This window comes from Streptomyces sp. NPDC107471 (assembly GCF_055582845.1).
In genome coordinates this window covers 124,229-150,207 of record NZ_JBVJPC010000006.1, presented here as the reverse complement: position 1 = coordinate 150,207, position 25,979 = coordinate 124,229, and the positions used below count along the sequence as shown (strand labels likewise).

The following is a 25,979-nucleotide window of genomic DNA, read 5'->3' as shown; positions in this document are numbered from 1 at the left end:
GAGTGTAGGAGCAATTCGTACGACTGGACACGTGCGGAGGTGTGGGCGCCGGTGCTGGATACAGTGCCGACATGAACAGCAGGACCGTCGCGTTCGACGAGCTGGACCGGAAGATCGTCACCGCGCTGATGGCGAACGCGCGGACCTCCTTCGCGGAGATCGGGTCGGCGATCGGGCTGTCGTCCACGGCGGTGAAGCGGCGCGTGGACCGGCTGCGGGAGACCGGGGTGATCACCGGGTTCACGGCCACGGTGGAGCCGTCGGCGCTGGGCTGGCGCACGGAGGCGTACGTCGAGGTGTACTGCGAGGGCGCGGCCCCGCCGCGGCGGCTCGCGGAGGTGGTCCGCAACCATCCGGAGATCACCGCGGCGATGACCGTGACCGGCGGTGCGGACGCGCTGCTGCACGTGCGGGCGCGGGACGTGGAGCACTTCGAGGAGGTGCTGGAGCGCATCCGGGTGGAGCCGTTCATCCGCAAGACGATCAGCGTGATGGTGCTGTCCCATCTCATCCCGGAGAGCCCCGAGGCGGGGGCGAGTCAGCCGGCACCGGAGGCGTAGCGGATAAACGCAGCAGGCGTGCGTTTCACCGGCAGAATTCGCAGCATTCCTGCGCAGACACGCAATTCTTGTTGCTTGTCGGGCCTGCCCGTCACTTCCTACCGTGGTGTCAACCCTCAGTAGACACCGCAGGAAGCGGAGGAACCCCTCTGTGTCCGACTCCCGTGTGCCGCGCCGACGGCGTTTCCTCGTCTGCGAACCCAGACACTTCGCCGTGCAGTACGCGATCAATCCCTGGATGCATCCCGACACCCATGTCGACGTGGACCTCGCGCAGGAGCAGTGGCGGACCCTGATCCGCGCCTACGAGGCGCACGGTCACAGCGTCGACGCCGTGGAGCCGGTGCCCGGTCTCCCGGACATGGTCTTCGCGGCGAACTCGGCGGTCGTCGTCGGCGGCCGCGTCTTCGGCTCCCTCTTCCACGCGCCGCAGCGGCGCCCCGAGTCCACGCACTACGACCTGTGGTTCAAGAAGGCGGGCTACGACGTCCAGCGCCCCCGGGCGGTCTGCGAGGGCGAGGGCGATCTCGTCTGGACCGGCCGCTACGTGCTGGCCGGCACCGGGTTCCGCACTACCAGGGAGGCGCACCGCGAGGTGCAGGAGTTCTTCGGGCACCCGGTGATCAGCCTGACACTGGTGGACCCGCACTTCTACCACCTGGACACCGCGCTGTTCGTCCTGGACGACGACAACATCGCCTACTTCCCGGAGGCCTTTTCGCCGGGCAGCCGCGAGGTACTCGCACGGCTGTACCCGGACGCGGTGCTCGCGACCCGCGACGACGCGATGGCGTTCGGTCTGAACTCCGTGTCCGACGGCCGGCACGTCTTCATCGCCCCGCAGGCCGAGGCCCTCGCCCTGCGCCTCGACGACCACGGCTACGTCCCCGTCCCCGTCGACCTCTCCGAGCTCCACAAGGCCGGCGGCGGCATCAAGTGCTGCACCCAGGAGATCCGCTCATGACCGCACCCGCAGGCACGCGTTCCTCCGCCGATCTCATCCGCGCCGAGGAGCCCGTCCTCGCGCACAACTACCATCCGCTGCCCGTGGTCGTGGCCCGGGCCGAGGGCACCTTGGTGGAGGACGTCGAGGGCCGCCGCTACCTCGACATGCTGGCCGGCTACTCGGCGCTGAACTTCGGACATCGCCACCCGGCGCTGGTCGAGGCCGCGCACCGGCAGCTCGACCGGCTGACGCTGACCTCCCGCGCCTTCCACAACGACCGCCTCGCCGAGTTCGCCGAGCGCCTGGCGGCGCTGACCGGCCTGGACATGGTGCTGCCGATGAACACCGGCGCGGAGGCGGTGGAGAGCGGCATCAAGGTGGCCCGCAAGTGGGCGTACGAGGTCAAGGGCGTCCCGGCCGACCGGGCCACGATCGTGGTGGCGGCGGACAACTTCCACGGCCGGACGACGACCATCGTGTCGTTCTCCACGGACGAGACGGCCAGGGCCGGCTTCGGTCCCTTCACACCGGGCTTCCGGATCGTGCCGTACAACGACCTGGCGGCGCTGGAGGAGGCGGTCGACGAGACGACGGCCGCGGTGCTCCTGGAGCCGATCCAGGGCGAGGCGGGCGTGGTGATCCCGGACGACGGCTACCTGACCGGGGTCCGCGAGCTCACCCGCCGCAGGGGCTGCCTGTTCGTCGCGGACGAGATCCAGTCGGGCCTCGGCCGCACCGGGCGCACGCTGGCCGTCGAGCACGAGGGGGTGGTCCCGGACGTCCTGCTGCTGGGCAAGGCGCTGGGTGGCGGCATCGTCCCGGTCTCCGCGGTGGTCGCCCGCCGGGACGTCCTCGGCGTCCTGCGGCCGGGCGAACACGGCTCGACCTTCGGCGGCAACCCGCTGGCGGCGGCGGTGGGCACGGCGGTGCTCGAACTCCTGGAGACGGGCGAGTTCCAGCGCCGGGCGGCCGAGCTGGGCACGGTCCTGCGGGACGGCCTGGCGGACCTCGTCGGCAAGGGCGTGGTCGGCTTCCGCGCGCGGGGCCTGTGGGCGGGCGTGGACGTCGACCCGGCGATCGGCACGGGCCGGGAGGTGAGCGGGCGGCTGATGGACGAGGGAATCCTGGTCAAGGACACCCACGGCTCCACGATCCGCCTGGCACCGCCGCTGACGATCACGGCGGAGGAGCTGGAATCGGCGCTCGCCGTACTCGGAAGGGTGCTGCGGCAGTAGCTCACCCGCCGCCCCCGGGCCGCGCTCTCCCCCACACCGGGTGAAGATGTGACGAAGAGGTGGTAGACCACTCTCAGCGACAGAGAGGTCGGCCGTGGGCGCTCAGGAGGAGCACGACACCGCGCGGCACCGGTTCGACGTGGCCGATGCCGCGCCTCTGCTGCTCGATGGCCGGGGGGTCGTCAGGGGCTGGACCAGGGACGCCGAGCGTCTGCTGGAGTACGGCGCCGCGGAGGCCGTGGGAATGACGGCCTCCGCGCTGCTCGTCGCGGAGGAGGCCCGGCGGCTGCCGGAGCTCGCCGAACGGTGCCGCAGCGACGGCGGCTGGGCCGGGCTGCTGACCGCCCTGCGCAGGGACGGCCGGCCGCTGCCGGTCATGGTGCGGATCACCGCCGCCGACGACTCCGACGGCTCCGCCCGCTGGCTGGTCCTGCTGTCGGAGATGGCGGAGGCCCCCGGCTGGGACATGAGCCGCCGGGTGCTGGAGCAGATGGTCACCCGCTCCCCCATCGGCATAGCGATCGTCGACACGGACCTGCGCTGCGTGTGGTCCAACCCGGCACTGGAGCAGTTCGGCAGCGCCCCGGCCCAGCGGCGGCTGGGGCTGCGGTTCGCCGAGATCCAGCCGGGCCTGGACGCGGACGCGATAGAGGCACAGATGCGGCGGGTGCTGGAGACCGGCGAGCCGGTCGTGGGGTACGAGCACGTCGGCCGGGTCCGCTCCGCCCCGCACCGCGAGACCGCGCACACCATGTCGTTCACCCGGATCGACGACGACCGGGGCCACCCGATGGGCGTCTACTACACGGTCGTCGACATCACCGAGCGGCACCGGGCCCGGCAGCGCCTCGCCCTGCTGGACCGGGCCGGCGAGTACATCGGCCGCAGTCTCGACATCCGGAGCACCGCGCAGGAGCTGGCCGACGTGGCGGTGCCGGCGCTGGCCGACTACATCACCGTGGACCTGCTGGAGTCGGTACTGCACGGAGCGGAACCCGCCGCGCGGGTGACGCTGCGGCGGGCCGGGCAGCAGTCGGTGAACGAGGGCGTGCCCGAGGCCGTCGTCGAGGTCGGCGAGGTGGCCGCCTACCGGCCCGGCTCCCCTCCGCTGCGGTGTCTGGCCGAGGGCACGCCCCTGCGGGAGGAACGGCTGGACCCGCTGGCCGCGGAGTGGGCGACCGACATACCGGGCGGGCGGCAGGCCACCTTCCTGGAGTTGGGCCTGCACAGTGTGCTGGTCGTGCCGATCCGCGCGCGGGGCGCCACCCTGGGCGTCACCACCTTCTTCCGCCGGCGCCGCCAGGAACCCTTCGACGAGGACGACCTGAGCCTCGCCGAGGACCTCGTCTCCCGGGCCGCCGTGTGCGTGGACAACGCCTGGCGCTACACCCGGGAACGCGAGGCCGCGCTCGTCCTCCAGCGCAGTCTGCTCCCCCACCAACTGCCCGAGCAGGACGCCGTGGAGGTGACCGCCTGCTACCGGCCCGCCGACGAGCTGACCGGCCTCGGCGGGGACTGGTACGACCTCATCCCGCTCTCCGGCGCCCGGGTCGCCCTCGTGGTCGGCGAGGTGCCCGGGCACGGGATCGGCGCCGCCGCGGCGATGGGCCGGCTGCGGACCGCCGTACGGACGCTGGCGGCGCTGGACCTGCCGCCCGAGGAGGTGCTGGGTCACCTCGACGACCTGGTGGCCCGGGCGGCGCGCGAGGAGGGCGTGGGCGCGGAGCCGGAGGACACCGGCAGCGCCCGGGGCTCCGGGTGCGTGTACGTCGTCTACGACCCGGTCGACGGGCAGTGCACGATGGCCACCGCCGGGCATCCCGCGCCCGCCGTGATCCTGCCCGACGGCGAGGTCGCCTTCGTGGACCTGCCGCAGGGGCCGTCGCTCGGCGTGGGCGGTCCGCCCTTCGAGTCGGTCGAGCTGGCCCTGGCCGAGGGCAGCACCCTGGCGCTGCACACCGACGGGCTGCTGGCCCGCGGCCGGGAGTGGGCCGTGGACGCGGGCCGGCACCGGCTGCGCCAGGCCCTGGAGAGGTCCGCGCCCTCGCTGGACCTGCGCTGCCGTGCCGTGGTCGACGCCCTGGCCCCGGACCGGCCGCACGACGACGTGGCCCTGCTCATGGCCCGCACCCGGCTGCTGGGCCCCGACCAGGTCGCGGACTGGGACGTGCCCGTCGACCCGGCCCGGGTCGCCGAGGCCCGCAAGACGGCGTCCCGCCAGCTCACCGAGTGGGGCCTGGAGGAGTTCGCGTTCACCACCGAACTGGTGGTGAGCGAACTGGTCACCAACGCCATCCGGCACGCCGTCGGCCCGATCCGGCTCCGGCTGATCCGGGAGCGGTCCCTGATCTGCGAGGTGCTCGACAGCGGGGACACCGCGCCCCATCTGCGCCACCCGCGCACCACCGACGAGGGCGGCCGCGGACTGCTGCTGGTGTCCCAGTTCGCCCGGCGCTGGGGCACCCGCTTCGTACCGGAGGGAAAGATCATCTGGGCCGAGCAGTCCCTCGCGGATCCACCGGACTGACCACCTGAACCTCATACCATGCGAAAATGGGGCGATCCTGGCGGGGAGGCGGCAGCCATGAGCGACAGACCCATCGACACCGACTCCATCGACTACCCAGCCGTGTTCCAGGCCCTGCCCGGCATGGTCGCCCTGCTCACGCCCGACCTGGTGTACGCGGACGTCAACGAGGAGTTCCTGCGCATGGCCGGGCGCCGGCGCGAGGAGGTCGTGGGCCGCTATCTCTTCGACGTCTTCCCGGACAACCCGAACGACACCGCGCCGAGCGGCATGCGCAACCTGGCCGCCTCCCTGCAACGGGTGCTGGAGACCGGGGAGCGCGACTCCATGGCCCTGCAGCGGTACGACGTCGAGGCACCGGGCCGGCCCGGGGTGTGGGAGGAGCGCTACTGGAGCCCCTGCAACGCCCCCGTGTTCGGCGCGGACGGCAAGGTCGTGCTGCTCGTGCACCGGGTGGAGGAGGTCACCGAGCTGATCCATGCCCGCGGCGGCCCGAGCGGCGGCCGCGACCGCGTCATGGAGGCCGAGCTGTACACCCGCGCCCGTGAGCTCCAGGCGCTCAACGAGCGGTTGCGGCAGGCCCACGCCCGGGACCGCGAGGTCGCCCTCACCCTCCAGGACGCCATGCTGCCCACCCGTCGGCAGACACTGCACCACCGGGCCGCCGTGCGCTACCGGCCGGCCGTCGGCGCGCTGCACGTGTGCGGCGACTGGTACGACCTGGTCGACCTGGTGGGCGGGCACCGTGTCGGCGTCTCGGTCGGTGACGTGGTCGGCCACGGGCTCGCGGCCGCCGGGGTGATGGGCCAGCTCCGCAGCGCCCTGAGCGCCGCCTCCCGGGTGGCCGCGGGTCCGGCCCAGGCCCTGGACGTGCTGGGCCGGTACGCCCATGTCGTCGACGGTGCCGAGTCCGCCACCGTGGTCACCACCTTCATCGACTTCGACCACGGCACCGTCACCTACAGCAGCGCGGGCCACCCCCCGCCCATGCTGGTGCACGCCGACGGCCGGGTGGAGTGCCTGGACAAGGCGACCGACCCGCCGCTCGACGCCCGCCCCGACCCGATGCCCCGGCCGCAGGCCGCGACCACCTTCACCGACGGCGCCACCCTCGCGCTCTACACCGACGGTCTGGTGGAGCGGCGCACGGAGGACATCGACACCGGGCTCACCCGGCTGGCCGACTCCCTGGCCCGGCACCGCAAGGACGACCCCGAGACGCTCGCCGACGCGGTCCTGCTGGAGCTGCTTCCGCCTGGCGGCGCCACGGACGACACGGCCCTGGTCATCGTGCGGTTGTGACGGCGGACCGGGTGCGGACGCGGGCGCCCCCGCGGGCCCGTTCACGGCCCTGTTCCGGCCGTCGCGCGCTGCGCCTACACTGACAGCCCCCGCCTCACGCCGGTTGACCAGCCACAACGCGGAGTTGAGCCGTCCGCCCGACCGAGGAGCGCCCCCTCTTGTTCTACTACCTGCTCAAATACGTGCTGTTGGGGCCGTTGCTGAGACTGGTCTTCCGGCCTCGAATAGAAGGTCTGGAGCACATCCCGGAGTCGGGTGCGGCCATCGTCGCCGGCAACCACCTGTCCTTCTCCGACCACTTCCTGATGCCCGCGGTGCTCAAGCGGCGCATCACCTTCCTGGCGAAGGCCGAGTACTTCACCGGCCCCGGCATCAAGGGCCGGCTGACCGCCTTCTTCTTCCGCAGCGCCGGGCAGATCCCGGTCGACAGGTCCGGCAAGGAAGCGGGCCAGGCCGCCATCCGCGAGGGCCTCGGCGTGCTGCGCAAGGACGAACTGCTCGGCATCTACCCGGAGGGCACCCGCTCCCACGACGGCCGCCTCTACAAGGGCAAGGTCGGCGTCGCGGTGATGGCGCTCAAGGCGCAGGTCCCGGTCGTCCCCTGCGCGATGATCGGCACCTTCGAGGCCCAGCCGCCCGGCAAGGTCATCCCCAACATCCACCCCGTGGTGATCCGCTTCGGCAAGCCGCTCGACTTCTCCCGCTACGCCGGGATGGAGAACGAGAAGGCGATCCTGCGGGCCATCACCGACGAGATCATGTACGCCATCCTGACGCTGTCCGAGCAGGAGTACGTCGACCAGTACGCGGCGGTGGTGAAGGCGGAGGAGGCCGCCGCGGCGAAGGAGCGCAGGTTCCCGCGGCTGCCGTTGAGTTGAGCTCTGCCGTCGGCAGAACCCCCTGGAGGAACCGGAGTCGGCCGCCTACGGTCGCCCCATGACACGACGTGCTGTGGTGGTCGGAGCGACGGGACAGATCGGGCGGGCGGCCGTGGGTGCGCTGGCCCGGGACGGCTGGGAGGTGACGGCCGTCTCCCGGGGCGGCGGACGCGACGAGAGCTGGCCCGCGCGGGTGCGCACCGCGCGGGCCGACCGGGCGGACGACACCGCCCTGGTGGCCGCGGTGGGCGACGGCTGCGAGGTCCTGGTCGACGTCGTGGCCTACGGACCCGCGCACGCACGGCAGTTGCTGTCGCTGGCCGACCGCGTGGGCTCGGCCGTGGTGGTCTCCAGCGTGTCGGTGTACGAGGACGACAAGGGCCGGGGCTTCGACACCCAGGAGGAACCGGACGGCTTTCCGCGGTACCCGGTGCCGCTGACCGAGGACCAGCGGACGGTGGCCCCGGGAGACACCTCGTACAGCACCCGCAAGGCGGGGCTGGAGCGTGAACTCCTGGCGGCCGGTGAGCGGTTGCCCACCACTCTGCTGCGGGCCGGCGCGATCCACGGACCGCACTGCCGGACACCGCGCGAGCTCTACTTCGTCAAGCGCAACCTGGACGGCCGGTCCCGGCGCGTCCTGCCGTTCGGCGGCCGGAGCCGCTTCCATCCCGCGAGCGTCCACAACATCGCGGAGCTGATCCGGCTCGCGGCCGCACGGCCGGGCACCCGGGCCCTGAACGCCGTGGATCCGGACGCGCCGACGGTGGCTGAGATCGCCGCCGCGATCGACGCCGTGATGGGTGCGGAGACCGAGACGATCGTGCTGGACGGGCCGCCGCCGTCGCCGACCGTGGGCGACACCCCGTGGTCGGTGCCGGCGCCGGTGGTGTGCGACATGTCCGCCGCCGAGCGGGAGTTGGGCTACCGCGCCGTCGTGCGGTACGCGGACCGGCTGCCGGAGACCGTCGCCTGGATCGAGGCGCGTCTGGCCGGGCGGGACTGGCGCGAGGCGTACCCGAGGATGTTCGAGACCTACGGCGACCTCTTCGACTACGCGGCGGAGGACGCGTACCTCGGCTCGCTCGGCGCATGAGAGAGGCGGCCGGTGGTGAACCGGCCGCCTCGTCCCGTCCTTCGTGCTACGGCTTGGGCGTGGCGTGCGGGGTGCACGTCACGTCGGCCTTGTCGAGCTTTCCGGTGAGCAGGTAGCTGTCGACCCGCGCGTTGATGCAGGGGTTGACCAGACCGGTCACGCCGTGGGAGCCCGCGTCCTTCTCGGTGATCAGACGGGAGCCCTTGAAGCGCTTGTGGAGCTCGACGCCGCCCTCGTACGGGGTGGCCGCGTCCCGCTCGGACTGCACGATCAGCACGCCGGGCAGACCCTTGCCGGTCCTGACGTTCACCGGGGTCTGCTGCTTGACCGGCCAGGTGGCGCACGGCAGGTTCAGCCAGGCGTTGGCCCAGGTCATGAACGGGTACTTCTTGTGCAGCGCGGTGTTGTCCCGGTCCCACTTCTTCCAGCTCGTGGGCCACTTGGCGTCGGTGCACTCGACGGCCGTGTAGACGGCGTTGCCGTTCTCCGAGGAGATGTTGCCCGCGATGTCGGTGAGGTCCGGGGCGGCCGCGTCGACCAGCGCCTGGGTGTCACCGGCGACGTACTTGCTGAACGCCGTGGCGACCGGCACCCACGAGGAGTCGTAGTACGGGGCGCTCTGGAAGAAGCCGATCAGCTCGGCCGGGCCCACGACCCCGCCGAGGGGGTTCTTCTTGGCGGTGGCCCGCAGTTCGAGCCACTTCGCCTCGACCGCGGCCCGGGTGGTGCCGAGGTGGAAGGTGGCGTCGTTGGCGGCGACCCAGTCCTCCCAGTCCTTCCAGCGGCCCTCGAAGGCGATGTCCTGGTCGAGGTTGGCCTCGTACCAGATCTTCTCCCGCGAGGGGTTGACCACGCTGTCGACGATCATGCGGCGCACGTGACCGGGGTACATCGTGCCGTAGACGGCGCCGATGTAGGTGCCGTAGGAGACGCCCAGGTAGTTGAGCTTCTGCTCGCCGAGCGCGGCACGGATGACGTCCAGGTCGCGCACGGTGTTCGGCGTGGTCATCTGCTGGAGCATCGCCTTGCCGGTGCGCTCGGCGCAGCCCTCGGCGTACTCACGGGCCAGCTTGCGCTGGGCGCGCTTGTCGGCCTCGCTGTCCGGCACCGGGTCCATCTTGGGCGCCTTGACGAACTCCTGCGGATCCATGCAGGAGATGGGCGCGGAGTGGCCGACACCGCGGGGGTCGAAGCCCACGAAGTCGTACGCCTTGGCCGCGTTGGCCCAGATCGGGTTCTTGGTGGTGACACGCAGCGGGAAGCGCATGCCCGAGCCACCGGGTCCGCCCGGGTTGTAGACGAGGGCGCCCTGGCGCTCCGCCTTGGTGCCGGTGTTGCCGATGCGGTCGACGGCGAGCTTGATCTGCTTGCCGTTCGGCCTCGCGTAGTCCAGCGGGACGCTGACCCAGCCGCACTGGACCGGCTTCGCGATCCCCCAGTCGGCGGGGCAGTCCGCCCAGTCGATGCCGGCCTTCGCGGCGCGGGCGGCGGCGATCGCGGCGCCCACGGCCTCGCGGTCCTGCACGTGCCGGCCCGTCCGGTCGGACGTGTTGGCGCCGGACGCGGGTGCCGCGACGGCACCGGATATCAGTGTGGCCGTGATGAGCACGCCGGCCGAACCGAGTGCCGTCGTCCGCCACTTCGGTCTCGTCTCCCTCAAGAGGGACCCCTCCCCGTACGTCGTTTCGATTCCTTCGGGGATCCTCGTGCTTGTGAAGTGACTGTGAACAGGGTTTGTTGGGGTTCTTTGCCAATCCGATAAACGGAAGAAACTGTTCGCTCGGCGGACTAGGGAGCCAGCGCCCCGAGAGCCGCGTCCAGCACCCGGCGCAACAGCAGCGCGTCCGGGGCCACGGCGGTGACGAGCGCGGCCGGTCCGGCGAGGGGCATGACGGCGGCGCCCTCGCCGAGCACCCGGGCCGGCACCGGCTCCTCGGCGAACTCCGGCCGTACGACGAGGAGCTGGCCGACCGCCCGGTGTCCCGCGAGGCCGGCGGGGCCGTCCCAGCCGCCGGGCGCCCCCGGTCCGCAGGCCAGCTCCTGGTCCAGCACGGTCCGTCCCGCGACCCGCAGCACCAGCCGGCTGGTGAGGCGGCCGGGCTCCTCCCCCGCCCGCCCGAGGACCTGCTCCTCGCGCAGCACGAGCCGGCCCGTCGCCCCCATGTCGATCCGGGTGCCGACGTACAGGTCGCTGCCGCAGGCGGAGATCAACTGCTCGGGCAGCCAGTGCAGTTCGCCTCCGTCGGCGACGGCGAGCCGTACGTCGTAGCGGGCCTCGCCCTTGGCCTGTCCCGGCAGGGCGATGGTGGCGGCGGCCGACCCCACGCGCAGCCGGGCGCCCGTGCGGACGTCGGCCGCCACGGTGAAGTGGTCGCCGCCGAGCGGTCCGCTCATCGCGCCGACGAGCATGACCCGCGTCTGTGTACCGCTCCCCCGGGTCCGCCGCAGCGCCAGCGGTCCCTCGCTCTCCAGCACGGGCAGGGCCGTGCCGCCGCGCCCGTCGTCCCGTGCCACCAGCCGCGCGGTGGCCCGCACGCCGGTCGCGGACGCGGTCACGCCGTCCACGCGGCGAGCCGCGCCCGCACCCAGTCGGCGACGGCCGTGACGCCGGCCTCGGTCCTCAGGGACTGGAACACGACGGGGAGTTCGGCGCGCTGGGCCTTGGCGTCGGCGGCCATCCGTGCCAGGTCGGAGCCGACATAGGGAGCCAGGTCGGTCTTGTTGACGACGAGCAGGTCGGCGGTGGTGACGCCGGGGCCGCCCTTCCTCGGGATGTCGTCTCCCCCGGCCACGTCGATGACGAAGACCTGGGCGTCGACCAGGCCCTTGGAGAAGGTGGCGGTGAGGTTGTCGCCGCCGCTCTCCACGAGGATGAGGTCCAGGGGGCCGACCGCGTCCTCCAGGTCCTCGACGGCCTCCAGGTTGGCGGAGATGTCGTCCCTGATCGCGGTGTGCGGGCAGGCGCCGGTCTCCACGGCGGTGATCCGCTCGGGCGGCAGCACGGCCTCCCTGAGCAGGAACTCGGCGTCCTCGCGGGTGTAGATGTCGTTGGTGACGACGGCGAGCGAGAGTTCGTCGCGCAGGGCCCGGCACAGGGCGGCCACGGTGGCGGTCTTGCCGGAGCCCACCGGGCCGCCGAGGCCGATGCGGAGGGCTCGGCGGGTGCCGTCCTTCCGGTGCGCGTCGGCGCTCAGTGCCGCGGGGCCGTCGTGGGAGTGGTCGAGGTGCATGTGCGGCTCCTTGTGGGGTTCGTCGTCGGTGCGGGTTCGGTGGGGGCTGGTCGCGCAGTTCCCGGCGCCCCCGGTGGGTGACCAGGCCGCCCCTTATGACGCGAACAGGCGTACCGGCCAGGCCGCGTGCAGTTCCGCCCCGATCTCCAGGAGCGGTGCCGACGCCGACGGCAGTGCGTCAACACCCTCCTCGACCGCTCTGCCCGCCGCCTCCACCGCCAGGTCCGCGACGCGGTCCAGCTCCGGTGCCAGGCGGGCCAGTACCCCCGTGGCGTCGAAGGGGTCCAGGCTCAGCAGGCGGACCGTCGCGCTCGCCGGGCCGCTCACGCTCTCGTACGCCGCGCAGTGGGCCGCGTCCAGCGCCTCCAGGCCGGCCGCCCTGGCCGCCAGGCCCAACACCACGGGTTGGTGTGCCCCTTTCGGGAACTCCCGTGCGAGCGCTGCGAGTTCGTCCGACGGCCAGGTCGCCCGGGCCGCACGCAGCAGTTGCCGACCCAGTTTCCTGGCGGCGACCCGCAGGGCTGGGGACGGGGTGCGGGCGTCGGCGGCCTCGTCCAACTGCCTTGCATCGACGCCGAGTACGGCCGCCGCGGCCAGCGCCGCCGCCACCAGGCCCGCCGTGTGCAGTCGCCCGCGGCAGAAGGACTCCAGGCTCTGCGCGTCCGTGATCCGTCCGGACTTGACCGCCGCCTCCGCCCCGCCGGAGTGCGCGTGGCCCCCGGCGGGAAAACGGCCGTCGGCCAGGACCAGAAGTGCGGCCCGTGACATCACGACCTCGCCATCAGAAGAGGAAGTAACGCTGGGCCATGGGCAGTTCGGCCGCCGGAGTGGCCTCCACCAGCTCCCCGTCGATGTGCACGGCGAAGCTGTCGGGGTCGACGCGTACGTCGGGCCGGGCGTCGTTCTCCCGCATGTCGGCCTTGGTGACCCCGCGCGTCGACTCGATCGCCACGAACCGCTTGGCGAGCTGGAGCCGCTCCGGCAGCCCGTCCTCTATGGCGAGGGGGGCCACGAAGTTGAAGGAGTTCGCGGCGGGCGCGCGGCCGATCGCCCCGTACATCGGCCGGGGCAGGATCGGCTGCGGGGTAGGGATGGACGCGTTCGCGTCGCCCATCTGCGCGTAGGCGATCTGCCCGCCCTTGATCACCAGATGCGGCTTGACCCCGAAGAACGCCGGTTCCCAGAGCACCAGGTCGGCCAGCTTGCCGGTCTCGACGGAACCGATCTCGTGGGAGAGGCCCTGGGCGACGGCGGGGTTGATCGTGTACTTGGCGACATAGCGCCGTACCCGGTGGTTGTCCGCCCGTCCGTCGCCCGGCAGGGCGCCCCGGCGCCGCTTCATGACGTGCGCGGTCTGCCAGGTGCGCATGACGACCTCACCGACCCGGCCCATGGCCTGGGCATCGGAGGAGATGATCGAGATGGCGCCCAGGTCGTGCAGGACGTCCTCGGCGCCGATGGTCGTGGGGCGGATGCGGGACTCGGCGAAGGCGAGGTCCTCCGGGACGGCCGCGTTGAGGTGGTGGCACACCATCAGCATGTCGAGGTGTTCCTCGGCGGTGTTGACGGTGAAGGGCCGGGTCGGGTTGGTCGAGCTCGGCAGCACGTGCGGCTGGGAGACAACGGTCATGATGTCCGGCGCGTGCCCGCCGCCCGCGCCCTCGGTGTGGTAGGCGTGGATGCCCCGGCCGGCGATCGCGGCCAGTGTGTCGCCGACGAAACCGGCCTCGTTGAGGGTGTCCGTGTGGATGGCGACCTGGATGCCGGTCCGCTCGGCGACGGTCAGCGAGGCGTCGATGACGGCGGGGGTCGAGCCCCAGTCCTCGTGCAGCTTCAGGCCGAGGGCGCCGCCGCGGATCTGGGAGAGCATCGCCTCGTGCGAGACGGTGTTGCCCTTGCCGAGGAAGCCGATGTTGAGGGGGTACTGCTCCATCGCCTCCAGCATCCGGGCGAGGTGCCAGGGGCCGGGGGTGACGGTGGTGGCCTTGGAGCCCTCGGCGGGGCCGGTGCCGCCGCCGACCAGGGTCGTGATGCCCGCGGCCAGCGCCTCGTCGGCGATCTGCGGGCAGATGAAGTGGACGTGCGCGTCGATGGCGCCGGCGGTCAGGATCCTGCCGTTGCCCGCGATGATCTCGGTCTCGGGACCGATCACCAGGTCCGGGTGGACCCCGTCCATGGTGTCGGGGTTGCCCGCCTTGCCGATCCCGGTGATCCGGCCGTCGCGGATGCCGATGTCGGCCTTGACGACCCCCCAGTGGTCGACGACGACCGCGCCGGTGATCACCGTGTCCGGGGTGCCCTCCGCGCGGGTGGCCCGCGACTGGCCCATCGACTCGCGGATGACCTTGCCGCCGCCGAACACGGCCTCGTCACCGGCGCGTCCGGGGCCGCCGGAACGATCCTCCTCGACCTCGATCAGCAGGTCGGTGTCGGCGAGCCGGATGCGGTCGCCGGTGGTGGGCCCGAACAGGTCGGCGTAGGCGGCACGGGAGATCTCAGGCATCGAGGGCACCTCCGGTCTCCCCGCGCAGTCCCGGCACCACGCGGGCGCCGACGAGCGGGACGAGTTCCACCTCGACCGGGATGCCGGGCTCGAAGCGCACGGCGGTCCCGGCGGGGATGTTCAGCCGCCTGCCGCGGGCCGCGGCCCGGTCGAACTCCAGGCCGAGGTTGGTCTCGGCGAAGTGGTAGTGGGAGCCGACCTGGACGGGCCGGTCGGCGGCGTTGAGGACGGTGAGGCGGATGACCTCGCGGCCCTCGTTGTAGGCGATCGGCCCCTCGTCGAAGAGGATCTCCCCGGGAATCATCGGGCCCCTCAGACGATCGGGTCGTGGACGGTGACGAGCTTGGTGCCGTCCGGGAAGGTGGCCTCGACCTGCACGTCGTGGATCATCTCGGGGATGCCCTCCATGACGTCGTCGCGGGACAGCAACGTCCGCCCGGAGGCCATGAGTTCGGCCACGGTACGGCCGTCACGCGCGCCTTCGAGGATGTGCGAGGTGATGAGCGCGACCGCCTCGGGGTGGTTGAGCCGGAGTCCGCGGGCCCGACGCTTCTCGGCCACGTCGGCCGCCACGTGGATGAGCAGCCTCTCTTGCTCGTGCGGGGTCAGTTGCACGTCCCACCTCACAGTCCTCGCTCCGGACCGTGCGGGGCCCGGTTGCCTCACCCCCGGGGCAAAGTCCCTGGTGGCGTGGATCCGCAGGCTAGTTGGATCCGGTTTCAGGCACGTTAACCGAGCTGTGATCCATCAGGGCGTGTCGGCAGCGGCCCGCATGCCCATCAACGCCCGCAGACCTCCCGCGAGGTCGTCGGCGGAGGCGGGCCCGAACAGCGCCTGCTGCGCGAGGAAGCCCATCGCGGCCGCCATCATGGTGCGGGCCACGTGCTCCGCGGGGACGTCCGCGCGCATCATCCCGGCGTCCTGGTACTCCTTGACGATCCGCGTCCAGGCCGCGCGGACGGCGCCGTAGCCCTCCCGCAGGATCGCCGAGAGCTGTTCGTTGCGGATCGTCTCCGCCCACACCTGGACGACCAGACCCGGGAACGCGGGCCGGCCGTCCACGGTCAGGTACTCCTTCGTGGCGAGGACCCGGCTGAGCACCGACGTGACGAGGAGGTCCGGCGGCGGGGGCGGGGTGCTGCGGGCGGCCTCCTCGAATCCCTCACGGACCTGACCGAGCACCTCTTCGACGATGGCGCCGATCAGCTCCTCCTTGCCGCTGAAGTAGCGGTACACCGCTCCCGCCGAGAGGTCGACCTCCTTCAGGACGTCCTGCATGGACGTGGCGTGGAAGCCGTTGCGGGCGAAGCAGAGGGCGGCACCGTCGAGGATCTGGCGGCGGCGGGCGTCGAGGTGTGCCTGGGATACGCGGGCCATGCCGTCAAAACTAAAACGAACATTCCTTCTTGACAAGGAGCGGACGCGGCGGGACGGTGATGAGGCACCTAAAACGAACGATCCTTCTTTTTGGAGTCCCCATGTCCACCCGCCGCCTGCTCGCGGTCGTCGTCCTCGTGCCGCTGCTCGCCGCCCTGGCGCTGTGGGCCTTCGCCTGGCCCGCCGCCCGCACCGCCCCCCGCGACCTGCCGCTCGGCGTGGCCGGGCCGGCCGCCGCGACCGCACAGGTGGAGGAACAGCTCCGGCAGCACGAGGGCGCCTTCGAGATCCACCGCTACGCCGACGGGAGGGCCGCGCGGGCCGCGATCGAGGACCGGACCGTATACGGCGCGGTCGTCGTCACCGACCGGGGCCCGGAGCTGCTCACCGCGTCGGCGGCGAGCCCGGTCGTGGCCCAGCTCCTCCAGCAGGCCGTTGCCCGGCAGGCCGCGGCGGGCGGCGGCGAGGTGCGGACCGTGGACGTCGTGCCGGCCTCGGCGTCCGACCCGCGGGGCGCGGCACTGGGCTCGTCGGTGCTGCCGCTGGCACTGAGCGGCATCATGGCGGGCGCGGTCGTGACCGTGCTCGGACTGCGCGGGGTGCGCGCCGTGACCGCGCTGGTCCTCAGCGCCGCGCTGGTGGGCGGCATCGCGGCCGCCCTGGCCCACAACTGGCTCGGCGTCCTCGCCGGGGACTGGTGGGCGGAGGCGGGGACGCTCGCCCTGGCGACGCTGGCGGTGAGCGCGGCCGTCGCGGGACTGGCCGCGCTGGCGGGCCCCGCGGGGATCGGGGCCGTCTCCTTCGTGGTGATGTTCCTCGGCAACCCGTTCTCCGGCGCCTCCTCGGCCCCGCAGTTGCTGCCCGAGCCGGTGGGCGCGATCGGCCAGTGGCTCCCGCCGGGGGCCAGCGCGACCCTGCTGCGCTCGGTGTCCTTCTTCGACGGCGCGGCGGCGACCGGTCCCGCCCTGATCCTCACCTGGTGGGCGGCGTTGGGCCTTGGGGCCGTGGTGCTGGGCAACGCGCTGAAGTCACGGGCGAGGGGTGCCGCGTCCCCCGCCGACGAACGCGCGCCGGCCCCCGTCGGCTGAAGAGGCGGGTGCCGCTCGCACACCCGCTCCCCCGTACCCCCGGCCGCGACGGCCGGGGGTCTCGCGTTTCCGATCCTCAGGAGGCGCCGGTGCCCCGGTGGTGGGCCGCGATACCGAAGCGCTGCTGTTCGCGGGGAGCGGACGCGACCTCGCGCACGGTGGAGACCGCGCTGATCACGGGTTCCTCCACGGGCTCGGGCAGCTCCTCCAGTCGTTCGAGGTCGGCGGCCGAGACCAGGGCGACCAGCGGCTTTCCGTGCCGTGTGACGACGACACGCTCGCCGCCGTACACCACCCGGTTGATCAGGTCGGCGAGCTCAGCCCTGGCTTGCGTCACCGGAATCTCGTAGGCCATGTCCCCATCATAACGTCACGTACATCCTGTACATTTTTTACAGACGCTGAAGGAGGGGCCACCCATGACCCGACCGACCGCCCGCTACGTCCTGCCCGAGTTCCACGAGCGCACGAGCTTCGGGCAGAAGTCGATGGATCCGTACTCGAAGCTGCTGGAGGAGCGGATCGTCTTCCTCGGGACGCGGATCGACGACATCTCGGCGAACGACCTGATGGCGCAGTTCATGTACCTCGAGTACCAGGACCCGGACCGGGACATCGCGCTGTACATCAACTCCCCCGGCGGCTCGTTCAGCGCGATGTCGGCGATCTACGACACGATGCAGTACGTCAGTTGCGACGTGGAGACAACCTGCCTCGGGCAGGCGGGATCCTCCGCGGCGGTGCTGCTGGCGGCCGGCACCCCGGGCAAGCGGTCCGTGCTGCCCGGCGCCCGGGTGGTGCTCCACCAGCCCGCCCTGAGCGAGCCGGTGCAGGGACAGGCCAGTGATCTGGCCATCCAGGCCGACGAGTTGCTGCGGGTGCGGGGCCGCCTGGAGGAGCTGCTGGTCCGGCACACCGGGCGCAGCCCCGAGCAGGTGAGCGCGGACATCGAGCGGGAGACGATCCTGGACGCGCAGGGCGCCCTGGACCACGGCCTGGCGGACGCGATCGTCCCGAGCCGGAAGTCCTCGCGCACCACGCCGGGCGCGAGGTGAGCCGTCGATGGTGCCGGACCTTCCACCGCTGCCCGCGCTCACACGCGCCGAGGGCGAGCTGATCGACCGTTATCTCGACGTCGTCGACCTGCTGGGCCGGATCAACCCGGCCCGGCGCGAGGACACCTACGGCGGGCTGCGCGCGGCGCAGGCACTGGTGGCCAGGGCGGCCGAGCTGCGCGACGCGCTGGTGCTGATGCACGGCCGGGGTGAGCGCGAACTGCACGCCCAGACGCTGGCGAGGGCCCTGCGGGTGCTGGACGGCGAGCGGCGTACGGCCAGGGTCACCGTGCCCCCCGAGTCCGGCAATTGACGCATCGGCAGCGGTTCCGGACGCCGCGGTCTGACAGGGCGTCCGGAGCGCGTTTGAAACGGACCAAAAGACGTACCGCCATTTGCAGGAGGCGCGGCTCCTTTTTCAGGCCCGCCGAGGTTGCGCAACGCGCGTAGTTCAGGGAGGGAATGAGGAGTTTCTGTGCTGGTCGCGCGGTCTGTGGACCCCTCGACGCGCCCTCGTTGGTTCAGGTGTCCACCCGAACGGGTGAGTGGTGAGTAACAACACAAACCCCCGGTTCCGTTGGGTTTTTGGGACATCCGTGCGCCAAGATCCCTGACTGACGACAAGCCCCCGCCGCAGCGGCGGGGCGATCCGGGCGGACGCCGAGTCCTGCCGCCGCCCGGATGACCGGTCGACAGGAGTGGATCGGCAGGAGTGGAGGACCCAAGCACGACGGGTCGCCGGAACGGTCACGCCATGACCGGGCCGAGCATCCCTTGGGGTGAAGCCGCGTCAGCGGCCGGGCAACTTCGCCAGCCCGAATCCGACAGGTCATCCTTCACAGGCGGCTGACGAAGGGTTGCGCATGACTGCGCTCAATCGTGTCCCGTCGCTGATGGTCCGGGCCGGTACGGCCTCGGCCTTCGCCATCGCCGCCGTGGGCGGCTCCGTCGTGGTGCCGGGTGTCGCAGCAGACGCCGCCGCCGCGACGCCGGCGACGAAGGCGCTCAAGGTAGCGGCCTCCAAGAAGGGCTCGCCGTACAAGTACGGCGCCACCGGGCCCCGCCGCTTCGACTGCTCAGGGCTCACGCTGTACTCGTTCAAGAAGGCGGGCAAGAAGCTCCCGCGCACGGCGGCCCAGCAGTACAACAAGACCCGCCACATCGGCGTGGGCAGCCGCAAGGCCGGCGACCTGGTGTTCTTCCACTCGGGTTCGAACGTCTACCACGTCGGCATCTACGCCGGGAAGGGAAAGATCTGGCACGCCCCGAAGACCGGGGACGTGGTGAGGCTGCAGAAGATCTGGACGAAGAGCGTCTGGTACGGCCGGGTCAAGTGACGCCCCCGAGGGGACGGCGGCGACCTGACCTCCCGCCGTCCCCTCGGGTTTCCGCGGGCGCGTGACACGGGCTCAGGCGGTTGTCCGTACCCGTATGGCCGACCACCGCCCGTGCACCGCCCGCAACGAGACGCCGCTGGAGCGCGCCGACCGCAATTTCGGCGAGCTGCTCCAGAAGCGCGCCACGTACGTCACCACACCGCTCCTCGCAGTGGTCGCGGCGGCCCTCTTCACCGCGCCGGCCGCCCCGGTGAGACCCGCCCGTCGGACCAGCAGGGGGAGCAGCCACCACAGGCCCCGACACACCACCAGGGTCGCCGCGCCCGCGGCCACTCCGCCGGCCCGGCCGGTCGTCACGTCCACCACCAGCCTGCACCGCTCGCTGTTCCGACCCGGCGCCAAGGCCCGCATAGTGCAGGTCTCCTCCCGGCTCGCCGGAGCGCAGCGCGGCACCCTCGCACCCGGCTCCCCGGTCGACGGAGCGCGAGGTGATCAGGCCGCGTACCGCCGCCCGGCCGGGAGCCTCACCCCGCGAGCCGTCACCGCGCCTGCGCTGACCCCGGGTCACCTGTCGTCCGTCACGGCTCCTGCTGTCCCGCCGCGGTGACCGGCTGTGCCGGTACCGTCCACGGGAGTTCGATCGAGACGGTCTTGCCGCCCTCCCGGGTGGGCCTGACTCTGAGCTTGCCGCCGCACTCGGCCGTGAGCCACCGGATGATCACCATTCCCCGGCCGTTGTCCTGCTGGACTGCGGCCGGCAGCCGCTTGGGGAAGCGGGGGTGGCTGTCGGTGACCCCGATGCGCAGTTGTTCGTCACGGTCCAGCTCGATGTCCACCGTGAAGGTGGGTGACTGCCCGAAGGTGTGCTGTACGGCGTTGGTGGTGAGTTCGGAGACGATGAGACGGACGGTCTCGGCGGTGTCCGTGGTGGGCGGCAGCCCCCACTCCGCCAGTGTGCTCAGGACATAGGTGCGGGCCGCGGAGACCGAGGCGGGTTCGCTCGGCAGAGTGACGGATGCTTCCAGGTGGTCTGCCATGGCGACGTCGTCCCTTTCCCACGGGACCGGAGTCCGACACGGTGCGGATGGTTCGAGTACGGTCCCGGACTGGTGGTTCATCGCCAGAGTGCCATCACGAAGGCTGTGACGGGTGCCGATCCACCAAGATATGCATATATCTGTCGCTCGAAGCGGTGAACTCTACGACGCGAGACCGTATTTGGGCGGCTCGTAAGGAGTAAGGAGGAGCGCATGCAGCACGGCCCCGCGGTGCGCCGGCGGAAACTGGGCGCCGAACTGCGTGCGCTGCGCGCGAGTGCGGGCCTCACCAGCGGTGAGGCGGCCCGGCTCGTGGGCTGGCACCAGTCGAAGGTGAGCCGCATCGAGACCGGTGCCAGCGGGGTGAAACCGGCCGATGTGCGGTTACTTCTCGACGCCTACCGCGTGGGGGACGCGAATCTGCGGGAGCTGTTGCTGGTATTGGCGGGCTCCGACGAGACCGGCGGCCGGCACCACTGGTGGCACGCGTACCGGGGTGTGCTGCCGCCGACGTACCGGGACTTCATCAGTCTGGAGTCCCAGGCGAGCGCGATGCGCACGCTGGAGACCTCGGTCGTGCCCGGGCTGCTCCAGACCCGCGAGTACGCCCGGGCGGTGACCCGGGCCGCGGTGGACGGCCTGGACGACGAACGCCTCGACGCGCTGGTCGAGGTCCGGCTCGCCCGGCAGGACATCCTCCGCGCGCAGCCGCCCCTGGAGCTGAGCGCCGTCCTGGACGAGGCGGTGCTGCACCGGGAGGTCGGCGGCCCGGAGGTGATGGCCCGTCAGTTGGAAAGGCTCCTGGAGGCGGCGCGGCTGCCCCAAGTGCGGCTGCAGGTACTGCCGTTCACTGCCGGGGCGCATGTGGGCATCACCGGGCCTTTCGTAATCTTCTCATTCTCGCGCACTTCTGATCTGGATGTGGTTGTTCTCGACCACTTGACGAGTAGCCTCTATCTCGAACGGAAAGAAGACCTCCAGGCCTACACCGAGGCCTTCAACACCCTTCGGATCCACGCCCTTTCGCCCGAGGACTCGTTGGATTACCTCGCCGGGATGGGTGACGGCGCGTAAGGAGGCACCATGACAGCACTGCCTCGGAACGTAACCTCCAGTACCCGACTGCCCGAAGTGCGCTGGCTGCGCAGCAGCTACAGCACCGGGGCGAACAACTGTGTGGAAACGGCGAGGCCGTCGGCCGGGCCCTGGGCCGGGCTGCTCGCCGTTCGCGACTCCAAGAACCCGGACGGACCCGCGCTGCTCTTCTCCCCCGAGAGCTGGGCGGGCTTCACAGCCGCGTTCTGACCCTCAGTCCGTCCGGCGCACGGCCGTGTCACGCCGACTCATGGTCGTGTCTCGCCGATCACACGTACAGCGCGTTCGATCTGCTCCTCGGAGAGGTCCGCGCGGGCGGTCAGCCTGAGCCGTGAGATGCCGTCGGGCACCGACGGGGGCCGGAAACAGCCCACCAGGAGCCCGGCGGCACGGCAGTCGGCCGCCCACTGCACGGCCTCCTCCGGGGAGGGCGCGCGCACCGAGACCACCGCGGCGTCCGGACGTACCGCTTCCAGACCCGCGGCGGTCAGGCGTGCGTGCAGTCCGGTCGCCACCTCGCGCGCGCGTGCGGCCCGCTCGGGCTCACGGCCGAGCAGCCGCAGGGCCGCGAGGGCGGCTCCCGCCGCGGCGGGAGCCAGACCGGTGTCGAAGATGAACGTCCGTGCCGCGTTGACCAGGTGCTCGACGACCCGTGCGGGGCCGAGGACGGCACCGCCCTGGCTGCCGAGCGACTTGGACAGCGTGACCGTGACGACCACGTCGTCGGCGCCCGCGAGTCCCGCCGCCTGCGGGGCGCCGCGGCCGCCGGCGCCGAGCACGCCCAGGCCGTGGGCGTCGTCGACGACCAGGCCCGCGCCGTGCTCCCGGCATGCCGCGGCGAGGCCGGCCAGGGGTGCCGCGTCGCCGTCGACCGAGAAGACCGTGTCGGAGACGGCGAGGGCGGGCCCGTCGTGCGTCCCGAGCGCCTTGCGCACCGCGTCCGGATCGGCGTGCGCCACCACCTGGGTGGTGCCGCGGGCCAGCCGGCAGCCGTCGATGAGCGAGGCGTGGTTGCCCGCGTCGGAGACGATCAGCGAGCCGTGCGGTGCGAGCGCGGTGACGGCGGCGAGGTTGGCCGCGTACCCGGAGGAGAAGACGAGCGCCGCCTCGAAGCCGCAGAAGGCGGCCAGTTCGCGTTCGAGCTCGGTGTGCAGCTCGGTGGTGCCGGTGACGAGCCGGGACCCGGTCGCGCCGCCGCCCCACGTCCGCGCGGCCGCCGCGGCGCCCGTCACGACCTCGGGGTGCCGGGCGAGGCCCAGGTAGTCGTTGCTCGCGAGATCGAGCAGCGGCGAGTCGGCCGGCCGCGGCCGAAGGGTCCGTACGAGTCCGGCCCGCCGGCGCGCCGCCGCCTGTTCGTCGATCCAGCCGAACGCCATGGGGTCCTCCGGGGCTTTTGTAGACAACGGACAGACCCTAGCGGCAGCAAACGCTACCCACGGTGTGGCAATACCCACACGTCGTGAGGGGTGTGTTGTGCGATCCCTACCTTGGCCGCAGGCGGGTCCGTAGGACAGGATCGGCTCTCATGGACCTGCTGAACACGCTGGTGGACAAGGGGCTTCGGCGCGAGCTGCCGACCCGCGAGGAGGCGCTGGCCGTGCTGGCCACCTCCGACGACGACCTGCTCGACGTGGTGGCCGCGGCCGGAAAGGTGCGCCGGCACTGGTTCGGGCGCCGGGTGAAACTCAACTACCTCGTCAACCTGAAGTCCGGGCTGTGCCCCGAGGACTGCTCCTACTGCTCCCAGCGGCTCGGCTCCTCGACGGGCATCCTGAAGTACACCTGGCTCAAGCCCGAGCAGGCGTCCGAGGCCGCCGCCGCGGGCCTCGCCGGTGGCGCCAAGCGGGTCTGCCTGGTGGCCTCCGGACGCGGTCCGACCGACCGTGACGTGGACCGGGTCGCGGGCACCATCAAGGCGATCAAGGAGCAGAACGACGGCGTCGAGGTGTGCGCCTGTCTCGGTCTGCTCTCCGACGGTCAGGCCGAGCGGCTGCGCGAGGCGGGCGCGGACGCCTACAACCACAACCTCAACACGTCCGAGTCGACCTACGGCGACATCACGACCACGCACACCTACGCCGACCGGGTCGACACCGTGAACAAGGCGCACGCGGCCGGTCTGTCCGCCTGCTCGGGCCTCATCGCGGGCATGGGCGAGTCGGACGAGGACCTGGTCGACGTCGTCTGGTCGCTGCGCGAGCTGGACCCCGACTCGGTTCCGGTCAACTTCCTGATCCCGGTCGAGGGCACCCCGCTGGCCAAGGAGTGGAACCTCACCCCGCAGCGCTGTCTGCGCATCCTGGCGATGGTCCGCTTCGTCTGCCCGGACGTCGAGGTCCGCATCGCGGGCGGCCGCGAGGTCCATCTGCGCACGATGCAGCCCCTGGCCCTGCACCTGGCCAACTCGATCTTCCTCGGCGACTACCTCACCACCGAGGGCCAGGCCGGCAAGGCCGACCTGGAGATGATCGCGGACGCCGGGTTCGAGGTGGAGGGGGCGGACCAGGTCACCCTGCCGGAGCACCGGGTGGGCGGCGGCTGCCACGAGAGCGCGGGCTGCGGCTCCCACGAATCCGCGGGCTGCGGCTCGCACGAGGGCGGCGGGGTCTGCGGTACGACGCCCGCGGCCGCCCCGGCCAACGAGGCGCGGACCGACCTCGTCGCCGTGCGCCGCCGGGGCGCCGGAACGGACCTCGCGCCCAATGCCTGAACTGACCGACCTGCCGGTGCCGGAACTGCTGGCGCTCGACCGGCGGCACGTGTGGCATCCGTACGGTCCGATGCCCGGCCGGGTCGACCCGCTCGTCGTGGAGTCGGCGAGCGGGGTCCGGTTGCGGATCGCCGGCGGCCCGGAGCTGGTCGACGGGATGTCGTCCTGGTGGTCGGCGATCCACGGCTACAACCACCCGGTGCTGAACGAGGCCGCGCGCGAGCAGCTCGGGCGGATGAGCCATGTGATGTTCGGCGGGCTCACCCACGAGCCCGCCGTCCGGCTCGCGAAGCTCCTTGTCGACATGTCTCCGGACGGCCTTGAGCATGTGTTCCTCGCCGACTCGGGGTCGGTGTCGGTCGAGGTCGCGGTGAAGATGTGCCTCCAGTACTGGCGCTCGCTGGGCCGCACCGGCAAGCAGCGGCTGCTGACCTGGCGCGGCGGCTACCACGGCGACACCTGGCAGCCGATGTCGGTGTGCGACCCCGAGGGCGGGATGCACGAGCTGTGGTCGGGGGTTCTGCCCCGCCAGGTGTTCGTGGACGCGCCCCCGGCCGAGTACGAGGAGTCGTACGCCGATCGACTGCGCGAGACCATCGCGCGGCACGCGGACGAGCTGGCCGCGGTGATCGTGGAGCCGGTGGTGCAGGGTGCGGGCGGGATGCGGTTCCACTCCCCCGCGTATCTGCGGGTGCTGCGCGAGGCGTGCGACGCACACGACGTACTGCTGGTGTTCGACGAGATCGCGACCGGGTTCGGCCGGACGGGCGCCCTGTTCGCGGCGGACCACGCGGCGGTGACCCCGGATGTGATGTGCGTCGGCAAGGCGCTGACCGGCGGCTACCTGACGATGGCGGCGACCCTGTGCACGCCCCGGGTGGCCGACGGCATCTCGCGGGGCGAGGTGCCGGTGCTCGCCCACGGCCCCACCTTCATGGGCAACCCGCTGGCCGCGTCGGTGGCCTGCGCCTCGATCGGGCTGCTGCTCGGGCAGGACTGGCTCGCGGAGGTCAAGCGGATCGAGGCGGGACTGCGGGAGGGGCTGGCCCCGGCCCGTGCGCTGCCGGGGGTGAAGGACGTACGGGTTCTCGGCGCCATCGGGGTCGTGCAACTGGACCACGACGTCGACATGCGGGCCGCGACGGAGGCCGCCGTGCGCGAGGGCGTGTGGCTGCGGCCGTTCCGCGACCTCGTCTACACGATGCCGCCGTACGTCACGGGCGACGAGGACGTGGCACAGATCGCGCGTGCGGTGTGCGCCGCCGCTCGGGAGGGATGACATGCCGGTACTGGTGATCACGGGGACGGGCACGGAGATCGGCAAGACGGTCACCACGGCCGCCGTCGCCGCCGCCGCGCTCGCCGCCGGACGGACGGTCGCCGTCCTGAAGGCCGCGCAGACGGGCGTACGGCCGGACGAGGCCGGGGACGCCGACGAGGTCGCCCGGCTCGCGGGTGCCGTGACGAAGGCCGAACTCGCCCGCTATCCGGATCCGTTGGCCCCGGCGACGGCCGCGCGCCGGGCCGCTCGTGAGCCGGTGCGCCCGCGGGAGGTCGCCGAGGCCGCCGCCAAGCTGGCCGCCGGGCACGACCTGGTGCTGGTGGAGGGGGCGGGCGGGCTGCTCGTCCGCTTCGACGACGAGGGCGGGACGCTGGCCGACGCGGCGGAGCTGCTGCGGGCGCCGGTCCTGGTGGTGGCGTCGGCGGGCCTCGGCACGCTGAACACCACGGAGTTGACGGCCCGTGAACTCCGCCGCCGTGGGCTGGACTTCGCGGGCGTGGTGATCGGTAGCTGGCCCGACTCCCCCGACCTCGCCTCGCGGTGCAACCTCGCGGATCTGCCGGACGTCTCCGGGGCCCCGCTGCTCGGTGCCCTGCCGGCCGGTGCGGGCGCGCTGCCGCCCGCCGACTTCCGTGCCGGGGCCCCGGGTTGGCTGGCGCCGGAGCTGGGCGGGACGTGGGACGCGACGGCGTTCGGGGTGCGCGAAGCGCCCTGAGAACCG

Annotated in this window: 28 protein-coding genes and 1 riboswitch; of the genes, 17 read left to right on the top strand and 11 right to left on the bottom strand. The window is 72.2% G+C overall.

Features of this window, described 5'->3' with window-relative positions; genetic code table 11:
- Window positions 1–71: 71 nt before the first annotated feature.
- The 7 genes from ACZ66S_RS21870 to ACZ66S_RS21840 all read left to right on the top strand — a co-directional run bounded on the left by ACZ66S_RS21870 (window position 72) and on the right by ACZ66S_RS21840 (window position 8,544).
- Window positions 72–560 carry an Lrp/AsnC family transcriptional regulator gene (locus ACZ66S_RS21870; RefSeq protein WP_469903178.1) on the top strand — a complete coding sequence of 163 codons (489 nt, stop codon included), beginning with the start codon at window positions 72–74 and terminating at the stop codon, window positions 558–560.
- 151 nt (window positions 561–711) lie between these two features.
- Window positions 712–1,524, top strand: a complete 813-nt coding sequence (gene ddaH, locus ACZ66S_RS21865) for a dimethylargininase (protein WP_469903177.1) — start codon at window positions 712–714, stop codon at window positions 1,522–1,524.
- Window positions 1,521–2,741, top strand: a complete 1,221-nt coding sequence (gene rocD, locus ACZ66S_RS21860; RefSeq protein WP_469903176.1) for an ornithine--oxo-acid transaminase — start codon at window positions 1,521–1,523, stop codon at window positions 2,739–2,741. Before ddaH ends, rocD begins: the two co-directional genes overlap by 4 nt.
- A 94-nt stretch (window positions 2,742–2,835) precedes the next feature.
- Window positions 2,836–5,268 carry a SpoIIE family protein phosphatase gene (locus ACZ66S_RS21855; RefSeq protein WP_469903175.1) on the top strand — a complete coding sequence of 811 codons (2,433 nt, stop codon included), beginning with the start codon at window positions 2,836–2,838 and terminating at the stop codon, window positions 5,266–5,268.
- A gap of 57 nt (window positions 5,269–5,325) precedes the next feature.
- On the top strand, window positions 5,326–6,570 hold the full coding sequence (locus ACZ66S_RS21850; RefSeq protein ID WP_469903174.1) for a PP2C family protein-serine/threonine phosphatase: 1,245 nt from the start codon (window positions 5,326–5,328) through the stop codon (window positions 6,568–6,570).
- Window positions 6,571–6,728: 158 nt separating this feature from the next.
- Window positions 6,729–7,448 carry a lysophospholipid acyltransferase family protein gene (locus ACZ66S_RS21845; protein ID WP_469903173.1) on the top strand — a complete coding sequence of 240 codons (720 nt, stop codon included), beginning with the start codon at window positions 6,729–6,731 and terminating at the stop codon, window positions 7,446–7,448.
- 73 nt (window positions 7,449–7,521) lie between these two features.
- Window positions 7,522–8,544, top strand: a complete 1,023-nt coding sequence (locus ACZ66S_RS21840; RefSeq protein ID WP_469903483.1) for an NAD-dependent epimerase/dehydratase family protein — start codon at window positions 7,522–7,524, stop codon at window positions 8,542–8,544.
- Window positions 8,545–8,590: 46 nt separating this feature from the next.
- On the opposite strand, the gene ACZ66S_RS21835 is transcribed toward ACZ66S_RS21840, so the two are convergent.
- The 8 genes from ACZ66S_RS21835 to ACZ66S_RS21800 form a co-directional block, all read right to left on the bottom strand.
- The gene (locus tag ACZ66S_RS21835) at window positions 8,591–10,204 is read right to left on the bottom strand and encodes an alpha/beta hydrolase (RefSeq protein WP_469903172.1); all 1,614 of its coding nucleotides are present in this window, start codon (window positions 10,202–10,204) and stop codon (window positions 8,591–8,593) included.
- 128 nt (window positions 10,205–10,332) lie between these two features.
- Window positions 10,333–11,109 carry an urease accessory protein UreD gene (locus ACZ66S_RS21830; protein ID WP_469903171.1) on the bottom strand — a complete coding sequence of 259 codons (777 nt, stop codon included), beginning with the start codon at window positions 11,107–11,109 and terminating at the stop codon, window positions 10,333–10,335.
- Window positions 11,097–11,774: an urease accessory protein UreG gene (gene ureG / locus ACZ66S_RS21825; protein WP_469903170.1), complete on the bottom strand. Its 678-nt coding sequence runs from the start codon at window positions 11,772–11,774 to the stop codon at window positions 11,097–11,099. The genes ACZ66S_RS21830 and ureG overlap by 13 nt, the downstream gene beginning before the upstream one ends.
- A 93-nt stretch (window positions 11,775–11,867) precedes the next feature.
- Complete coding sequence (locus tag ACZ66S_RS21820) at window positions 11,868–12,542, bottom strand: urease accessory protein UreF (RefSeq protein WP_469903169.1); 675 nt, start codon at window positions 12,540–12,542, stop codon at window positions 11,868–11,870.
- A 13-nt stretch (window positions 12,543–12,555) separates the two neighbouring features.
- Window positions 12,556–14,277: an urease subunit alpha gene (locus ACZ66S_RS21815; RefSeq protein ID WP_469903168.1), complete on the bottom strand. Its 1,722-nt coding sequence runs from the start codon at window positions 14,275–14,277 to the stop codon at window positions 12,556–12,558.
- On the bottom strand, window positions 14,270–14,581 hold the full coding sequence (locus ACZ66S_RS21810) for an urease subunit beta (RefSeq protein ID WP_469903167.1): 312 nt from the start codon (window positions 14,579–14,581) through the stop codon (window positions 14,270–14,272). The genes ACZ66S_RS21815 and ACZ66S_RS21810 overlap by 8 nt, the downstream gene beginning before the upstream one ends.
- Before the next feature lie 8 nt (window positions 14,582–14,589).
- Entirely contained in the window at window positions 14,590–14,892 is a 303-nt protein-coding gene (locus tag ACZ66S_RS21805) for an urease subunit gamma (RefSeq protein ID WP_037710300.1), read from the bottom strand.
- Window positions 14,893–15,024: 132 nt separating this feature from the next.
- Window positions 15,025–15,654: a TetR/AcrR family transcriptional regulator gene (locus tag ACZ66S_RS21800; protein WP_469903166.1), complete on the bottom strand. Its 630-nt coding sequence runs from the start codon at window positions 15,652–15,654 to the stop codon at window positions 15,025–15,027.
- A 101-nt stretch (window positions 15,655–15,755) separates the two neighbouring features.
- On the opposite strand from ACZ66S_RS21800, the gene ACZ66S_RS21795 reads away from it, so the two are divergent.
- Window positions 15,756–16,742: an ABC transporter permease gene (locus tag ACZ66S_RS21795; RefSeq protein WP_469903165.1), complete on the top strand. Its 987-nt coding sequence runs from the start codon at window positions 15,756–15,758 to the stop codon at window positions 16,740–16,742.
- A 76-nt stretch (window positions 16,743–16,818) separates the two neighbouring features.
- On the opposite strand, the gene ACZ66S_RS21790 is transcribed toward ACZ66S_RS21795, so the two are convergent.
- Window positions 16,819–17,097 carry a type II toxin-antitoxin system Phd/YefM family antitoxin gene (locus tag ACZ66S_RS21790; RefSeq protein ID WP_469903164.1) on the bottom strand — a complete coding sequence of 93 codons (279 nt, stop codon included), beginning with the start codon at window positions 17,095–17,097 and terminating at the stop codon, window positions 16,819–16,821.
- Between the two features lie 64 nt (window positions 17,098–17,161).
- Between ACZ66S_RS21790 and ACZ66S_RS21785 the strand changes: the two genes are divergently transcribed.
- From ACZ66S_RS21785 to ACZ66S_RS21770, 4 genes are all read left to right on the top strand, one after another.
- Complete coding sequence (locus tag ACZ66S_RS21785; protein ID WP_469903163.1) at window positions 17,162–17,797, top strand: ATP-dependent Clp protease proteolytic subunit; 636 nt, start codon at window positions 17,162–17,164, stop codon at window positions 17,795–17,797.
- Window positions 17,798–17,804: 7 nt separating this feature from the next.
- Window positions 17,805–18,110: a hypothetical protein gene (locus ACZ66S_RS21780; RefSeq protein ID WP_469903162.1), complete on the top strand. Its 306-nt coding sequence runs from the start codon at window positions 17,805–17,807 to the stop codon at window positions 18,108–18,110.
- A 413-nt stretch (window positions 18,111–18,523) separates the two neighbouring features.
- Window positions 18,524–18,657, top strand: a riboswitch (cyclic di-AMP (ydaO/yuaA leader).
- Window positions 18,658–18,660: 3 nt separating this feature from the next.
- A complete protein-coding gene (locus ACZ66S_RS21775) occupies window positions 18,661–19,134 on the top strand; it encodes a C40 family peptidase (protein WP_469903161.1) in 474 nt (157 codons plus the stop codon).
- 94 nt (window positions 19,135–19,228) lie between these two features.
- The gene (locus tag ACZ66S_RS21770; protein WP_469903160.1) at window positions 19,229–19,741 is read left to right on the top strand and encodes a hypothetical protein; all 513 of its coding nucleotides are present in this window, start codon (window positions 19,229–19,231) and stop codon (window positions 19,739–19,741) included.
- Here ACZ66S_RS21770 and ACZ66S_RS21765 read toward each other — a convergent pair.
- The gene (locus ACZ66S_RS21765) at window positions 19,713–20,171 is read right to left on the bottom strand and encodes an ATP-binding protein (RefSeq protein ID WP_469903159.1); all 459 of its coding nucleotides are present in this window, start codon (window positions 20,169–20,171) and stop codon (window positions 19,713–19,715) included. The two genes, ACZ66S_RS21770 and ACZ66S_RS21765, sit on opposite strands and share 29 nt — an antisense overlap.
- 213 nt (window positions 20,172–20,384) lie before the next feature.
- Between ACZ66S_RS21765 and ACZ66S_RS21760 the strand changes: the two genes are divergently transcribed.
- Together ACZ66S_RS21760 and ACZ66S_RS21755 are read left to right on the top strand one after the other, a co-directional pair.
- On the top strand, window positions 20,385–21,245 hold the full coding sequence (locus ACZ66S_RS21760; RefSeq protein WP_469903158.1) for a helix-turn-helix domain-containing protein: 861 nt from the start codon (window positions 20,385–20,387) through the stop codon (window positions 21,243–21,245).
- A 9-nt stretch (window positions 21,246–21,254) separates the two neighbouring features.
- A complete protein-coding gene (locus tag ACZ66S_RS21755) occupies window positions 21,255–21,476 on the top strand; it encodes a DUF397 domain-containing protein (protein ID WP_469903157.1) in 222 nt (73 codons plus the stop codon).
- Window positions 21,477–21,514: 38 nt separating this feature from the next.
- Here ACZ66S_RS21755 and ACZ66S_RS21750 read toward each other — a convergent pair whose 3' ends face one another.
- Window positions 21,515–22,642, bottom strand: coding sequence for an 8-amino-7-oxononanoate synthase (locus ACZ66S_RS21750; RefSeq protein WP_469903482.1), 1,128 nt, complete (start codon window positions 22,640–22,642; stop codon window positions 21,515–21,517).
- A 149-nt stretch (window positions 22,643–22,791) separates the two neighbouring features.
- Here ACZ66S_RS21750 and bioB point away from each other — a divergent pair, with 149 nt between their 5' ends.
- Genes bioB through bioD form a run of 3 tightly spaced genes read left to right on the top strand, consistent with a single transcriptional unit; the run spans window position 22,792 to window position 25,973 of the window.
- Complete coding sequence (gene bioB, locus ACZ66S_RS21745) at window positions 22,792–23,976, top strand: biotin synthase BioB (RefSeq protein WP_469903156.1); 1,185 nt, start codon at window positions 22,792–22,794, stop codon at window positions 23,974–23,976.
- A complete protein-coding gene (locus ACZ66S_RS21740) occupies window positions 23,969–25,255 on the top strand; it encodes an adenosylmethionine--8-amino-7-oxononanoate transaminase (protein ID WP_469903155.1) in 1,287 nt (428 codons plus the stop codon). Before bioB ends, ACZ66S_RS21740 begins: the two co-directional genes overlap by 8 nt.
- A 1-nt stretch (window position 25,256) precedes the next feature.
- Window positions 25,257–25,973: a dethiobiotin synthase gene (gene bioD, locus ACZ66S_RS21735; protein WP_469903154.1), complete on the top strand. Its 717-nt coding sequence runs from the start codon at window positions 25,257–25,259 to the stop codon at window positions 25,971–25,973.
- Window positions 25,974–25,979 lie beyond the last annotated feature (6 nt).